Here is a 14,247-nt window from a genome sequence, read left to right as displayed (position 1 = left end):
TTCAATCCGTAGATAAAAGCCAGTTTAGTCGCTCTGATTGAGTGAATGCTGAAAATGATCGATGTTAATGTGATGCTTGAGAAAAATTTAAGCTTTTATGGAGGTTGATATGGCTATATCAGGAATAGATCGCAGTCAGATAGACGCGATGGTTGCTCAGTTGCGCAACGCAGCAGCCAAAATGGAGCAGTCTTCGCCAACGCCGATAGCTAAGGGCGACTCCACAACACAGGCGGTGTCTAAGGTCAATTTTGCTGACGCGTTTAAGGCATCCTTGGACCATGTGAATCAAGTCCAGGCAGACTCTCAGAAGTTGGGAGAGCAGTTCGCGATGGGGGATGATAAAGTCAGTTTGGCTGACGTGATGATCTCGATGCAAAAAGCGAGTATTTCGTTCCAAACAACGGTGCAAGTAAGAAATAAGCTCGTTGCTGCTTATAACGACATTATGAACATGCAGGTGTAGTTGATCTGGGATGGTGGCTAACAACGCCATTCTTGTCAGCGTCATCATTGTCACACCACCATCACAATGATGGCGGTGAAACATGGTAGGTCTTTGCCAGGGAAGGGCTCGTAATTAGCCTATACCTGTCATTTTAGCGTTACGTTCTCTTTCTAGTTTCATGATGTAACGTTGAATATGAGAGAGAACTGCATTCGATAGGTTGATGAATTGGCAACCTATGCGGCGATTGGATTTTCCGTTAAGCAAAACTAGCTCTTGGTGATTTCTTACTTGAAGTACGATTTCAACCAATCCTACACCCGGTAGGTCGAGTTTGCAGTGCTCGTAAGACTTGCCAATAGTGCAATCGAGGATTTTCTTCTCGTCAAGAACCGCAATCCCACCACAACTGATATCAACCAGACTTAACTTCAGGATGTCGACCTTGCCATCGATGTCGGCTGGAATGCTGACTTTGATTGGCATAGATAACGGCGTATTGATTCGATAATACTCGCGCCGTTGCAGTCTGATCATCGTCAGTGGAATGCCGAATTGCAACGCGGGCCGGTCTTCATGGTCGATTTGCTTTACTTCTGTGCTTGAAAACTGGATGCCAATTTTATCAAGCAAGCCTTCAAATGAAACACGAGGTGCCTCAGCGATACGCTGGTTGGCCAATTTGCCTGGCGCAGCGTCTACAATGACAAGGTTGTTTGTATCGTCAACATCCAAGATAGATGTGATGAACACTTCGCTGCCGTTATGTATCACCATGCTGATCAGTTGATTGCTATCACGCAGACCTCTGAGCAAGGAAATGATTTCTCTGCGAGAATCAACTTGATAAGGACTCTGGTTTTCAGTCCCAAGTGTTGGAGATATTTGCATATATTTTGTTAATTTTTTTTGTCAAATGTGTCCGGAGAAACGAAGTGTGTCGATCAACTCTCCGCCTCATTCCGTGTTTTTTCAGCATCAATATGGTAAAGCCATGCAAGGAGTTCTGCAACCACGCGGTATAGTGTAGGCGGAATTTCCTTGTCAAGTTCGACTTTCATTAGCAATGATACCAACTCTTTGGATTCATGCACATGAATACTGTGTTCTTTTGCGCGGGCAATGATTGCATCCGCGACCAATCCCTTGCCTTTTGCCACTACTTTGGGCGCAGCGGAACCAGTTTCGTAGGCAATAGCAACGGCGTTTTTCGTTTTCTCAGACTGAGTTGCCATCGGTTTTTATGCTGAATTGGGTTAAATCGGTGCCGGTCGTGGCGAGGATGCGGGAGAATTCTCCTGCGTAAGACCTCAAGAACTGGGTAATGTGTTCGTCTTGCGCCTGTAGGGAGACGTTTAATTGCTTTCCGTGCAAACCGATTCTTGCCGTCACGGTCCCTAGCGCAGGTAATGAAAAGCGCACAACACTGTACCAGTGTGCATCTGATTCCGCCGGTAAAAATGCATTTTTCTTACTGGAATGTTCACGACGAATGTCAAGTTCCACACGATGACCCGGGAGTAAGTCTCCTTGCCATTTTACGGTGTCATTTTCTAGGGAGTGAAGTTGCTGTTTAACTAGGTGAATAATTTCTTTGAATGCTGCCGCATCGCTATTGGTGGCGGGTAGGCCCTTTTCGTCGATCGAGGGTAGGTTCGCTTGGGGCTCCGCTTGGATGGCACTGAGTTCTCTTTTTCCATTGATCCATTCTGCGAGATGCGACTCATAAAAAAGACCAGTGTTACCGATTTGCTGCTGTAGCGCGGTGGCGATGAGATGCGTGTCTTGCATCGATGTGGGCGTTGTGAATACGGGTGCGGTCGTCGCGATGTCCGTTGTTTGGCGTGTGGTGTCGGTGCGGAGGAGGGTGTCGATCAAGCGACTAAAGTCACTGAGTTGTATCTGACTGCTTAGTAGTCCTGACGTCGTTGTGTCGGTGCTTGCTTCACTCAACACTTGCGCTGCAGAGAGGGCGGCGATATTGACCGGAGGTCGTTCTTGAATAGTGGCTTTGGTAGAACTTGACGCGTCTTGCAACTCGTTTTGCTGTAACTGCTGTAATTGCTGTATTTTGGTGTCGAGCGTAATTGTTGCTCCGATCTGTGTGTTGGGTGGAAGTACCAACACAGTGGACTGACCATTGACTTTGACGGAGAAGCTTGTTTCTGAGAGCTTTGCGAGAACTTGCACTGTCACCGACGTTGGATCTTTGGATGAACCTGACTCCGTCGGTGTAGTTCGTGAGGGCGCCCCAATAGCGGTGATTTGGCTTGTTGCACTATCGAGGCGATTTGACATGAGTTTCTACAGTCGTGCGGCTCCATAGGCCTGATTCAATTTGCGCGAGGTGTGGTTGCTGCGCATGAGATCAGCCAGTTCGGCCATCCAAGGTTCAGTAATGTCACGGATTTCCCTGTCATCCGCGAGGATCTTCTTGATCATCCGGATTTTACGCTCCTTCAGCTCTGGCGTCAGTGGTACAGGAACTTCATTTTTTTTAATGATCTCTACCGTCGAGCTACAGTTAGATTCCAATTGACATAACAATTCCCAGTCCCGCTTCCGGGCCGCAGCAAGCATTTGGTCTGTAATGACGGCCACGTTTTCATACAATGAGATAAGTTCTATGCTTTCCATGCTCAATCAGGCCTCAAATGCGTGTATTTGTTTTGGTTGTAAAGGATCGTAATTTGCTGCTGGTGCTTGTCTGTTTGCTGCTGCAGCCGCTGTGGCCGGTGCTGGATTGATTGCCTCCCAGGTTTCTTTCAAGTCACGTAATAACGTTTGTACTTCTACTAGTTTTTCTTCTTTGTTTCCTGCGTTTGCAAGAAGTAGCTCGCGGCTCATGTATTCATAGAGTGCATCGAGATTCTTTGCAATATCGCCGCCTGCTTCCTTGTCGAGACTGGCACGCAAACCATTATCAATAATGGAGATGGCATGAGAGATGGATTTACCTTTGCTTGCGATCTCTTTGTTTTTCATTTGCTGTATCGCATTTCCAATTGCGATAATTGCGCCATCAAAGAGCATCACGATCAGTTTGTGCGGATCGGCCGCCATCACACCGGTCTCTTGACCTATTTTGGTGTAAGCATTTGCGCCGTATAGTTTTGATGATCCAAACATATGTAGTCCTTCACGAGTGACTGGTAAATAACTTATTTATTGGTGGTGCCGTTCAGAATACCAAGCTGCGACGTCAAATAGCTTGACTGCGACTGCATACTGGCAACCAACGTATCCAACGCGCTATATTGTGCTTCTAGTGCGGTTTGTTTTGCTGTTAACTGGGCGTTTAATGTGTCTGTTTGTTTTTGCAGATCTTTTAACGTACTGTTGAAGCCGGCAATCGCATTGGGAATTAATCCGCCTGTGCCAATGACGTTATTGACGACATTGTTGAGCTTGTAAGCAAAGCCCTGGGAGAAATACACGGTGCCGCGAGCACCTGTGGCTCCACCATTGACGATGACTTGTAACCCATCGGATGCGCTGCCACTTGCGCCAGTAAGAATCTGTCCGTTTCCTGTGCCTGAGACACCATTTAAAGTACCTGCAACGTCTTTCCCAACAAAACCTGCAGAAGATGTTCCAGTTAAAGCGGAGATCGTCGTTCCTGTACCGTTTGCTAGACTCACGACAGATTTGCTGCCATAGCTACCGGAGGTTAAATTGAGGAATCCATTACTATCAATCGACGCAGCTACCGATAAGCCGCCACCTGAAAAATTCGATGTGCCGTTGATAGACGACTGAATCATCGACGCCAATTGAGTTGCATTATAGCTACCCGCGGGTAAGTTAACGGCGGCGGTGATCCCGTCTAGCGTGACGTTGATCGCTGTCCCCGAAGCAATCGTCGTCTGAGCACTATTCAAGTTGGTATTGCCAACCAAATACCCTTGCGTCGCCACTTGGGTGATGTTAAGTGCATAGTTTCCAGCTTGCGTATTCGCTGTTGAGCCTACTTGTCTGGTCAAACTGTCTGTCGATTGGCCCACTGCCGCAAACAATCCCCCTACATCGGTAAAGTTATTGGATAACGCGGTTTGAAGCTTGGTTGCGTCTGCCGCGAGAGAGCCATCCTTTTGAAAAGTGATGCCAATTTGTGCGAGGTAAGTGAATTGCCCACCAAGACCATTCACAGCGTTACTTAATGTACTTCTGAGTTGATCTTGCACAGTGCTTACCGTTGGATCGCCGAGCAATGCACCTGCCGCTTTGGTCGTTGAGTTGTACGACGTAAGCTGAGAGATGGTGCTGTTGATATTGTTGTAAGCTGTGACAAAAGAATTGACGGCCGTCGTTACAGCTGCGGTATTGGCAGCAACACTGACGGTGGTCGTTCCTACTTTACCCAACTTCAGCGTTACGCCTTGAATGGAGGAGCTGATATTATTTGTCGTACTCGTCACGGCGATACCGTTGATTGTCAGATTTGCACTTTGTCCTGCGTTGATTTCTTTGAAATTCTGAGTGCCTGCCGGATCAGTAGACAGTAAATTCTGCAACGTTGAATCACCACTCACACTGATTTTCATGCTTGAGGTAGCACCTGTGCTAGTTGATGCGAGCACAAGGTGATAAGGTGTCGCGCTACCGTCACCGATGATCGAGGCTTTGACGCCGACGTTTGCATTATTAATGGCGTCGCGGATACCTTGCAATGAATTATTGCTACTATCTATCGTGATAGATCCTGTCGCCTGGGTGGCATCCTGAGTGAATGTTGCGCCAGTGTACACACCGTTGCTCGAAGTTCCACCGCTGATGGTGCCAAATTGAAATGTTAGGGTAGTGCTTTGGCCTGAACCAATGGTACTCGTCGCTGACGTTTGGCCTGCACTGGATATGGATTGACCTTGGGCTAGCTGGGTCACGTTAACGTTATACGTGCCTGCAGTGGCCACGCTCGTCGTGGTTGCGCTTGCAATAGAACTGTCACCTGATGTAGCAGTTAAATTATTAAAAGTTGAAGGGCTGCTGAGGGTCGTGAGGGAACTTTGAAAAGCACTAATCACACCGCTGAGTGCGCCATAGGCGGTCACGTCAGCATTGTAACTCGTTTGCTTTTGTTGAATCGCAGTCAATGGTTGACTCTCAATAGCCATTAATTTACTGATAATGCTATCCAGAGGTAATCCTGAAGCGACGCCGATTGATGATACGGACACAATAGTTCTCCTTTGCTAGCCCTAACTGTATCAAATCTGGCGGTGAACCAATTTGCATGACAGAGGGGTATTTCCCCGCTATTTTAAAAATGAGATACAAAAAATCTAACGGTAATGCCAATGACTGCGGCAAATAGGTCTTTTATCCTACTCTCACCAGACTCAAGCTTCCTGCTTAATGATCAATCCTTGTAATTTATCCAAAGATTGTGAGATTTCAAGTGCTTGTTCAGTTGGAATCTGGCGTAGTACTTTATTTGTGCCTTGCTCGACAATTTTAACAACGACGCGTTTTGAGCTTTGATCGATGCTAAATCGTACATCTCGTCCGCGATCTTGGAGCGACTTGTTGATATCGTTGACCGCTTTATCTAGCTGAGCAGGGTCTGTGTTTTTCTTCGCTTCCGGTGTGGTCGCTGCAACTGGTGCTTGTGATGGGGCTGCATTCGTGCTTGCTGTCGTCGCCGTGGACGAGGCGGGCGCTGTCGTTGCAACCGTCGATTTATCAGGTGTGATCAATCCTGGAGATGTTGCGCTTCCGATAGAAGGGATGTCCATGATCTAGTCCTTCAATGTGATATTCCCCCGACCAGTGGCTGATCGGGGGAATGTTCTACGTCAGTGGCGTACTAGCCAAATAATTAACGTAACAGGGCGAGAACACCGCTTGGTTGTGAGTTAGCTTGCGCCAAAATCGCAGTACCAGCTTGTTGCAATACCTGTGCACGTGTCATGTTTGCAGTTTCAGAAGCAAAGTCGGCATCTTGAATACGGCTACGAGATGCTGCTAAGTTTGTTTGTGAAGTTTGCAAGCTTGTAACAGCAGAAGTAAAGCGGTTTTGGAACGCACCCAAAGACGCACGTGAGCTGTTGACTGAAGCCAGAGCAGCATCGATTGTTGCTAATGCTGATGTGGCACCTGACGCACTGGTTAAATCAAGCGAGGATAACCCTGCGCCCACAGTTTGCGAAGCTTTCGTCGTTCCCAAGGTCAGACCAACAGCTGTTGCACCTGATGCTGTTGATGAGCCAGCATTTGTTGTACCTGCTGTCAGACCAGAACTTGCGAGACCGTTTGTAGAGCCTGCGATGACGACGTTCGAGTTTGTCAATGAAGTCAAAGTCAAGACGCCCGATGAGTCAGCAGTTGCAGTAACGCCTGTTTTGCTGGTCAGACCATTAATTGCATCAGCAATATTTTGACCTGAGATAGCTGCGGTTGCACCACTTGCCACGGAGCCAATATCAACACCGTTGATTTGCAAGTCGCCTGTTGCAAGACCAGTCGACGATGTTGCAGCTGCACCTGCCACGGAAGTTTGGGAGCCATTCGCGATTTGAATGCCTTTTGAACTTGTCGAAGTCAGGCTGATCTGCGCAGATGTTGTCGATGTGGATGCGGCGGATGTTGTTACACCAGCAGTCAAACCAGTCGCAGCGTTCGTTGCAGCAGCACTTGCAGTCTTGTCAATTGTGATGTTACGACCATCAGCAGCTGTCAAGGAAACAGCACCAGTTGTTGTGTCGTAAGCAGCTGTAACGCCAGTTTGTGTTGTTTTAGAGTTGATCGCAGCTGTAATTTGAGCGCCACGATCTGTCACGGAACCACCCGAACCAACGCTTGCGATTGCGCCGATGTCAACGCCGTTGATTTTGATTGTACCAGCAGCAATGGATGCTAAACCGCCACTACCGATTGCAGTAAGTGCAGTACCTGCAACGGATGTTGCATTAATCGTTGCGGATACGCCAGTGCTACCAGTTGCTGCATTGATTGCGGCTGCTTTTGCAATCGCGCTACCTGCAGCGTCTTTGTAGGAGATGCCATCTGCGCTGGATGCGCCAATGCTCACACCGTTAATTGAGATTGCACCAGCGCCGATCGCGTCTGTTGTTGCACTTGCACCAGCGACGTTTGCTGAATAGGAGGATGCTGACCCTACGCCTAATGCAGACGATTTTGCACTTGCAATGGCGCCGATAGTAATTTGATCGTTGCTAGTACCGTTCGCACCAACTTGGAAGCTTTGATTAGAGAATGTACCGTCGAGCAAATTCACACCGTTGAAGTTAGAAGTGCTTGCAACACGGTTGATCTCGGAGATCAATTGGCTTGCTTCGTTGTTCAGCGCAGCGCGGTCAGAAGCACTGTTTGTGCCGTTAGCTGCTTGAACAGCCAAGTCACGGATACGTTGTAAGTTGGAGCCGATTTGAGATAAGTCGCCCTCAGCGGTTTGCGCTAAGGAAATACCGTCATTGGCGTTACGTGCAGCTTGGTTTTGACCATCGAGCTGTGCAGTCATACGTTGGGAAATCGCCAAGCCAGCAGCGTCGTCTTTAGCAGAGTTGATACGCAAACCAGAAGACAAACGTTGCATCGAAGTTTGTAACGACGATTGAGACGCAGTCAGGTTGTTTTGCGCGATCATCGACGCGATATTGGTATTGATGAATGAAGACATTTTGATTCTCCTTGCCTAAGTTATTTAATTCGGGGTTTAGCCTCAAACTTTGGTCTGTCCTGATGACTGTTGCACCGCCGTTGTTTAGGGTTACGGTCAAGTCTTGAAAAGTTTTAGGATATTTCTGTAAATAAATATTATTTTTTTTGCTTAAGTTTTTAATTTTTTTCCGCTTGACGGCACGATTTTTAAATACTTTAGGGGATTTGCGGTCTAATATTCCCTTTGTTTCACGCTTAAAAAGCAACTCGGTTCGATACAATGATGTTAATTGAAGTCAATTTTTCAAAAAAAATCTACAATATTGATACGAAGGAGTGGTGATAGTGAAATCCGATAGCCTTCCAAAAACTCTTAGCAGAGTGAAAGCTCATATAAAGGCACGAGAATTTCATGAAGCAAAAGAACAATGCATCGATATCATCAGAAAATTCCCACTGAATCCAGACGCGCATTACTTTTTAGTCGATATCGAGATAGAGCTTAAAAATTTCGTTGGCGCATTTGAGCACCTGCAACATGCTTTTAGCGGCAATTTGCCTTCAAAGTTCAAGGCTGATGTCGCATATAAGTTAGAAGACGCACTTATTTCGGAGCGTCAGTTTGAATTGCTTGAGCAAGTGGCTGTTTGGCTCACTATATGCCGTCCAAAGGATCCTTATTCTTGGGATTATCTTTCAATAAGCCGAATCGAACAGCAGCGCTTTAATGATGCATTAGCGCCAGCACAAGAGGCAGCCGCGCTCATGCCTGAAAATGCAAAAATTCTCGGCAATCTCGGGGCGGCATACAATGGATTGGAAGAGTACAGTAAGGCTATCACCTACTTGAGGCGTGCTATTGAAAAAGAGCCTGGACTTGCTAACGCCCATAATAATATGGCAAACGCGTTTTATGGTCTTGGTAAAAACAACGACGCGATCCAGCATTATAAAAATGCCATCTTGTTGAATCCTAACGTGACGTATTTTTATACCAATTTAGGCGATGTCTATTCAAATGAGCAGCAATGGGTACTGGCTGAGGAATGCTTTCGGAAGGGGCTCGAACTATCACCTGACAATTCCAAAGCACTCGCGGGCCTCATCGATATCCTGACTGCGCTTGGTCGCACCAAAGATGCTGCAATCTTGGCAGAACGAGCAGTGACGGTATGTAGTGATGAACCTAGAATATGGGCGGCATACGGTAATGTATTGCAAAAAGCAAATCAGTTAGATAAGTCTATTGATGCGTACATGCAAGCATTATCCCTTGAGAAAGATCCGCTGTCTGAATATAGCCGCAAGATATATAGTGCTTTGCTGTTTGTTCTCAATAATCATCCGGATTTGTCTGCCGAGGTCATTTATGGGGGTTATCAAGAGTTCAATCAACGATTCGGATTGCCATTCCATTCCACATGGACAAAGTTTAATAATGTAAAAGATCCGAATAAAAGGTTGCGGGTCGGCTATCTATCGCAGGCATTTTACAATCAAGTCTGCAAATATCATCTCCTCCCTTTGATGGAGGGACATGATCACTCTCAAGTCGAGGTCTTTGCTTATTCCGACCCACCCAAAGAGGATGACATTACTCTGCTGTACAAGGCATCTGCTGATGTCTGGGTAGACACAAAGGGTATGAGCGATGAAGAGCTCGCAGCAAAAATAAAATCGGATCAAATTGATATTTTGGTCGATATTAGTGGTCACTCAAGCAATAATAGACTTGGTGTTTTGGCAAGAAAGCCCGCTCCAGTGTCACTGCATTGGTTAGATTTCGGTTATACAACCGGCTTAACGGCAGTGGATTACTATCTGACAGATCGACACATTGCTAATACAAATTGCGATCATCTTTTTTCTGAAAAACTCTGGTGTCTTGAAAATAGTTCAATCGTGTATCGCCCTTATGGCGTCCCACCAGAGCTGACCGAGTCGCCATTTTTGAAGGATGGCATCATCACATTCGGGACCTTATCCCGTTCCAATCGCATTACCCATAAAGTGGTTAGGGTGTGGTCGGCGATTCTTGATGCGATGCCTCATTCACGGTTAGTCATTAATAGTAGTGATTTCGGCGATCCTAAAATTCAGGATGCGGTTGCGGAAAGATTTATGCAATATGGTATCGAGCGCTCACGCTTGGATATCGCTTATACATCGCCTTCATGGGTACCATTGCAAAAAATTGATATTGGGCTAGATTGTTTTCCGCATAATTCGGGGACGACACTGATTGAAACCCTATATATGGGAATCCCCTTCGTTTCTTTGGCCAGTCGTCCTTCGGTTGGCCGCATCGGTTCAAGCATTTTGGGCGCGGCGGGACACCCAGAGTGGATTGCGTATTCCGAAATGGAGTACGCAGAAAAAGTGTTGACGCTGGCGCATAACACGGAACTTCTGCAACATCTCCGGAAGAATATGCGGGCCGAATTAGCCAATTCACCACTGATGAATGAGAAATTATTTGCACATGACGTTGAAAACGCCTATCGTCAAATGTGGCAAATCTATTGCGCAAAGGAAACATCATGAAGGCAGTGATCCTCGCTGGTGGTTTGGGCACACGGATTTCTGAAGAAACACACTTGCGTCCAAAGCCAATGATTGAGGTAGGAGGCTACCCTTTGTTGTGGCACATCATGAAGAGTTATTCAGCACATGGGGTGAATGACTTTGTCATTTGCTGCGGCTACAAGGGTTACATCATCAAAGAATACTTTGCGAATTATTTTTTGCATATGTCAGATGTGACGTTTGATTTGGCCAATAACCAAATGGAGGTGCACGAGCGGCACGCTGAACCTTGGAGAGTGACACTGGTTGATACTGGTGCGGATACGATGACCGGGGGGCGATTGAAACGTGTTGCCAATTACCTGAAGGGGGAAGACGCTTTTTGTTTCACCTATGGTGACGGTGTGTCGGATGTCGATATTTCGGCGTCGATTGCGTATCACCGTGAACATGGGAAATTAGCGACGGTCACCGCTGTTTTACCACCGGGGCGATATGGTGCTTTACTGAGAGATGGTGACAAAGTAGGGGGCTTTATTGAAAAGCCGCGTGGCGATGGTGGTTGGATTAATGGTGGTTATTTTGTGTTGTCTCCTGAGGTGATTGACCTTATCGCAGACGACGCAACGAGTTGGGAGTTAGAGCCTTTAGCGACGCTTGCGCAACGTGATCAATTAATGGCGTTTGAACATAGCGGCTTCTGGCAGCCGATGGATACGCTGCGAGAAAAAACACAGTTAGAAGAGTTATGGCAGTCCGGTAAAGCACCTTGGAAAACCTGGAAATGATGCCTGACAAAACATTTTGGCGTGGTCGGAAAGTCGTTTTGACGGGACATACTGGCTTTAAGGGGAGCTGGCTGGCGATGTATTTGCATCGCCTCGGCGCGCACGTCACCGGTATTGCGCTGGCGCCAGAAACGACCCCATCTTTGTTTGACGCTGCTTCTGTTAAACAACTTGTCACGCACCATGTATGTGACATCAGAGACCAACGACAACTAAAAAGCATTATCCAGGCTGCACAACCTGAGATTGTTTTTCATCTTGCAGCGCAGGCTTTGGTTAGAGAGAGTTATTCTCAACCGGTGTCGACTTTCGCAACAAATGTGATGGGAACCGTGCATGTGCTCGATGCATTACGAGATCTGAGTAGTGTGAAAGCAGCTATCATGGTCACGACAGATAAAGTGTATCGTAACAATGAACATGGTCGGCCGTTTCAAGAAACGGATGAGTTGGGGGGGTATGATCCTTACAGTGCCAGTAAAGCGGCTTCCGAGCTTGTGATTGCAAGTTATCGCGACGCATTTTTACAAAAACAGGGTGTACGGATCGCGAGTGCTCGCGCAGGTAATGTGATTGGTGGCGGTGATTGGTCAGCTGATCGACTTATTCCTGATGCGATACGGGCATGGGGTGCTGCGCAGGTTCTTGATATTCGTCGACCTGCATCGGTGAGACCATGGCAACATGTCTTAGAGCCTGTGAATGCTTACGTTGTACTTGCACAAGCATTAATGAACGACACGGTTGTGCCCGGCGCATTTAATTTTGGGCCTCCAGCAGATGCCAATGCCACTGTGCAGCGGGTCATAGAAATCGCAAGGGGTGTCTATCAGCGAGGTGAAGTGCGTTATGCGACCACTTTAGAGGGGGAGCATGAAGCAGTATTGCTGAGTCTGAACGTGGAGAAAGCAAAGGGCTCTCTTGGGATTGCTTCGCGTTTCAGCCTTTTGCAGGCCGTCGAAAAGACAATCCATTGGTATCGCGCCTTCGCAGATGGTGAAGACGCGTATCAGCTTTGTTTGCGGGACGTTGATGCGTTTGAGGCGTGTGATGAGTGAGCGATTTCAGATCTATCCGACGCCACTCGTTGGCTTGAAAGTATTGGAACGATTGCCACGCGGTGATGATCGTGGCTATTTGGAACGTTTGTTTTGTGATGAAGAATTAGCGCAAGCAGGTTGGTCTGGACAACTACGTCAAATGAATCATACCTATACACAAAAACGAGGTACAGCGCGCGGCTTGCATTTTCAATTGCCACCGCACAGTGAAATAAAACTGGTTTCATGTATGCAGGGTGAGGTGTGGGATGTTGTGGTGGATTTACGGAGAGAATCGCCTACTTTTTTGAAATGGCATGCAGAAGTGCTGTCGGCTGATAATCATCGCTCGTTGCTCATACCGCAGGGTTTTGCGCATGGTTTTCAAACGCTAACCGACGATGTTCACATGCTGTACTGTCATAGCGAAGCATACGCACAACATGCCGAAGCAGGTATTAGTGTCAATGATCCCGTACTACAAATTCCTTGGCGCTTACCGATTATCGAGTTATCGCAACGAGATCAAAGTTATCCTTTGATTTCCAAAGATTTTGAAGGAGTATCACTGTGAAATGTAGACATTGCCAAGCGCAGTTAGATCATACGTTTCTCGACTTGGGTACCGCGCCACCATCCAATGCGTATTTAAGGCCAAACCAGCTTCACGCTGCTGAAGTGTGGTTGCCACTTCGTCTCTTAGTTTGTCATCACTGTTGGCTCGTACAGACCGAGGACTTTACTGGTCGTGAATCACTGTTTGACGAGGATTACGCGTACTTTAGTTCCTATTCTAGTACTTGGCTACGACATGCTGAACAGTACGTTAATGCAATGCAAGAGCGCTTTGGTCTTCATAGTCGTCACTGCGTTGTCGAGGTCGCTGCCAATGATGGCTATCTGCTGCAGTATGTGAAGCGAGCTGCAATCCCATGCTATGGTATTGAACCGACCGCCAGTACTGCTGCGGCTGCCAGAGATCGTGGCATCGAGATTATTTCCGATTTTTTTGGACAGGCTTTGGCGCAATCCTTGGTCGATCAAGGTCGTCAGGCAGACTTGATTGCGGCAAATAATGTGTTGGCACATGTGCCAGATATTAACGATTTCGTTGCTGGATTTACGACCTTATTAAAGCCAACGGGCGTTGTAACGTTTGAATTTCCGCATTTACTGAGAATGGTGCAGGGCCTGCAGTTTGACACTGCTTATCATGAGCATTATTCCTACCTCTCACTGACAGCGGTGCAGCGTATTTTTGCAGCAAATGGATTAACAGTTTTTGATGTCGAAGAGTTGCCAACCCATGGTGGTAGTCTGCGAGTTTTCGCACAGCGAACCAGTAGCGGTGTGCAGATGATTCAACAATCGGTTGCGGAGCTGTTAGCAGTCGAAGATCAAGCCGGGATTAGTGATGTGTCGTTTTATACTGGTTTTCAGGAAAAAGCGGAAAAAATTAAATATGATGTATTGCGCTATTTAATTGACTGCAAAAGAAAAGGACTAAGGGTTGCCGCGTATGGCGCGGCAGCGAAAGGAAATACCTTGTTGAATTTTGCAGGTATTCGCAGCGACTTAGTGTCCTATGTTGTAGATGCAAACCCGAATAAGCAAGATAAATTTTTACCTGGAAGTCGTATCCCGATTCGGAATCGTTCAGCGTTACTGACGGATTCGCCAGATATTATCTTGATCTTGCCATGGAATTTAAGTGACGAAATAAGGCGAGATCTCGACGAATTTTGTATCTGGAAGCCCAAATTTGTCGTCGCTATTCCAGAAATTCATGAATTTGACCGTCATTGAATGTAAAAAGAAATAAAAA

14 protein-coding genes are annotated in these 14,247 nt (G+C 46.9%); 6 read left to right on the top strand and 8 right to left on the bottom strand.

All coding sequences use genetic code 11. The annotated features are described in order from the left end of the window. The first annotated feature begins 109 nt into the window (after positions 1-109). Positions 110-466: a flagellar hook-basal body complex protein FliE gene (gene fliE, locus ACO0K2_RS10885; protein WP_423018631.1), complete on the top strand. Its 357-nt coding sequence runs from the start codon at positions 110-112 to the stop codon at positions 464-466. A gap of 114 nt (positions 467-580) precedes the next feature. Here the strand turns inward: fliE and ACO0K2_RS10880 are convergent, their stop codons facing one another. The 8 genes from ACO0K2_RS10880 to ACO0K2_RS10845 all read right to left on the bottom strand — a co-directional run bounded on the left by ACO0K2_RS10880 (position 581) and on the right by ACO0K2_RS10845 (position 8,087). After that, entirely contained in the window at positions 581-1,339 is a 759-nt protein-coding gene (locus ACO0K2_RS10880; protein ID WP_423018629.1) for a flagellar brake protein, read from the bottom strand. A 53-nt stretch (positions 1,340-1,392) separates the two neighbouring features. Next, positions 1,393-1,683 (bottom strand): EscU/YscU/HrcU family type III secretion system export apparatus switch protein, encoded by a 291-nt coding sequence (locus ACO0K2_RS10875; RefSeq protein WP_423018627.1) that lies wholly within the window; start codon positions 1,681-1,683, stop codon positions 1,393-1,395. Continuing rightward, positions 1,667-2,746 carry a flagellar hook-length control protein FliK gene (locus ACO0K2_RS10870; protein WP_423018625.1) on the bottom strand — a complete coding sequence of 360 codons (1,080 nt, stop codon included), beginning with the start codon at positions 2,744-2,746 and terminating at the stop codon, positions 1,667-1,669. Before ACO0K2_RS10870 ends, ACO0K2_RS10875 begins: the two co-directional genes overlap by 17 nt. A gap of 6 nt (positions 2,747-2,752) precedes the next feature. Continuing rightward, a complete protein-coding gene (locus ACO0K2_RS10865) occupies positions 2,753-3,085 on the bottom strand; it encodes a flagellar protein FliT (protein WP_423018623.1) in 333 nt (110 codons plus the stop codon). A gap of 6 nt (positions 3,086-3,091) precedes the next feature. Further along, on the bottom strand, positions 3,092-3,577 hold the full coding sequence (gene fliS / locus ACO0K2_RS10860; RefSeq protein WP_423018621.1) for a flagellar export chaperone FliS: 486 nt from the start codon (positions 3,575-3,577) through the stop codon (positions 3,092-3,094). 32 nt (positions 3,578-3,609) lie between these two features. Beyond that, positions 3,610-5,625, bottom strand: coding sequence for a flagellar filament capping protein FliD (gene fliD / locus ACO0K2_RS10855; RefSeq protein WP_423018619.1), 2,016 nt, complete (start codon positions 5,623-5,625; stop codon positions 3,610-3,612). 162 nt (positions 5,626-5,787) lie between these two features. Beyond that, on the bottom strand, positions 5,788-6,183 hold the full coding sequence (locus ACO0K2_RS10850) for a flagellar protein FlaG (protein WP_423018617.1): 396 nt from the start codon (positions 6,181-6,183) through the stop codon (positions 5,788-5,790). Positions 6,184-6,266: 83 nt separating this feature from the next. Next, complete coding sequence (locus ACO0K2_RS10845) at positions 6,267-8,087, bottom strand: flagellin (protein WP_423018615.1); 1,821 nt, start codon at positions 8,085-8,087, stop codon at positions 6,267-6,269. A gap of 326 nt (positions 8,088-8,413) precedes the next feature. Here ACO0K2_RS10845 and ACO0K2_RS10840 point away from each other — a divergent pair, with 326 nt between their 5' ends. Genes ACO0K2_RS10840 through ACO0K2_RS10820 form a run of 5 tightly spaced genes read left to right on the top strand, consistent with a single transcriptional unit; the run spans position 8,414 to position 14,228 of the window. Continuing rightward, positions 8,414-10,612 (top strand): tetratricopeptide repeat protein, encoded by a 2,199-nt coding sequence (locus ACO0K2_RS10840; protein WP_423018613.1) that lies wholly within the window; start codon positions 8,414-8,416, stop codon positions 10,610-10,612. After that, positions 10,609-11,382: a glucose-1-phosphate cytidylyltransferase gene (gene rfbF / locus ACO0K2_RS10835; protein ID WP_423018611.1), complete on the top strand. Its 774-nt coding sequence runs from the start codon at positions 10,609-10,611 to the stop codon at positions 11,380-11,382. The genes ACO0K2_RS10840 and rfbF overlap by 4 nt, the downstream gene beginning before the upstream one ends. After that, the gene (rfbG, locus tag ACO0K2_RS10830) at positions 11,379-12,440 is read left to right on the top strand and encodes a CDP-glucose 4,6-dehydratase (RefSeq protein ID WP_423018609.1); all 1,062 of its coding nucleotides are present in this window, start codon (positions 11,379-11,381) and stop codon (positions 12,438-12,440) included. The genes rfbF and rfbG overlap by 4 nt, the downstream gene beginning before the upstream one ends. After that, positions 12,433-12,996: a dTDP-4-dehydrorhamnose 3,5-epimerase family protein gene (locus ACO0K2_RS10825; protein WP_423018607.1), complete on the top strand. Its 564-nt coding sequence runs from the start codon at positions 12,433-12,435 to the stop codon at positions 12,994-12,996. The genes rfbG and ACO0K2_RS10825 overlap by 8 nt, the downstream gene beginning before the upstream one ends. Then, entirely contained in the window at positions 12,993-14,228 is a 1,236-nt protein-coding gene (locus ACO0K2_RS10820; RefSeq protein WP_423018605.1) for a methyltransferase domain-containing protein, read from the top strand. Before ACO0K2_RS10825 ends, ACO0K2_RS10820 begins: the two co-directional genes overlap by 4 nt. The last annotated feature ends 19 nt before the right edge of the window (positions 14,229-14,247 follow it).

Origin of the sequence: Undibacterium sp. MH2W (assembly GCF_049340215.1) — a bacterium.
Lineage (GTDB): Bacteria > Pseudomonadota > Gammaproteobacteria > Burkholderiales > Burkholderiaceae_D > Undibacterium.
Note: the sequence above shows the minus strand (reverse complement) of the source record. Positions and strands in the feature narration are given on the sequence as shown.

Excerpts from the sequence above, each read along its gene's own strand:
- fliE (WP_423018631.1), top strand. The coding sequence starts at position 110 with ATGGCTATATCAGGAATAGATCGCAGTCAGATAGACGCGATGGTTGCT.
- ACO0K2_RS10880 (WP_423018629.1), bottom strand. The coding sequence starts at position 1,339 with ATGCAAATATCTCCAACACTTGGGACTGAAAACCAGAGTCCTTATCAA.
- ACO0K2_RS10875 (WP_423018627.1), bottom strand. The coding sequence starts at position 1,683 with ATGGCAACTCAGTCTGAGAAAACGAAAAACGCCGTTGCTATTGCCTAC.
- ACO0K2_RS10870 (WP_423018625.1), bottom strand. The coding sequence starts at position 2,746 with ATGTCAAATCGCCTCGATAGTGCAACAAGCCAAATCACCGCTATTGGG.
- ACO0K2_RS10865 (WP_423018623.1), bottom strand. The coding sequence starts at position 3,085 with ATGGAAAGCATAGAACTTATCTCATTGTATGAAAACGTGGCCGTCATT.
- fliS (WP_423018621.1), bottom strand. The coding sequence starts at position 3,577 with ATGTTTGGATCATCAAAACTATACGGCGCAAATGCTTACACCAAAATA.
- ACO0K2_RS10850 (WP_423018617.1), bottom strand. The coding sequence starts at position 6,183 with ATGGACATCCCTTCTATCGGAAGCGCAACATCTCCAGGATTGATCACA.
- ACO0K2_RS10845 (WP_423018615.1), bottom strand. The coding sequence starts at position 8,087 with ATGTCTTCATTCATCAATACCAATATCGCGTCGATGATCGCGCAAAAC.
- rfbF (WP_423018611.1), top strand. The coding sequence starts at position 10,609 with ATGAAGGCAGTGATCCTCGCTGGTGGTTTGGGCACACGGATTTCTGAA.
- rfbG (WP_423018609.1), top strand. The coding sequence starts at position 11,379 with ATGATGCCTGACAAAACATTTTGGCGTGGTCGGAAAGTCGTTTTGACG.
- ACO0K2_RS10825 (WP_423018607.1), top strand. The coding sequence starts at position 12,433 with ATGAGTGAGCGATTTCAGATCTATCCGACGCCACTCGTTGGCTTGAAA.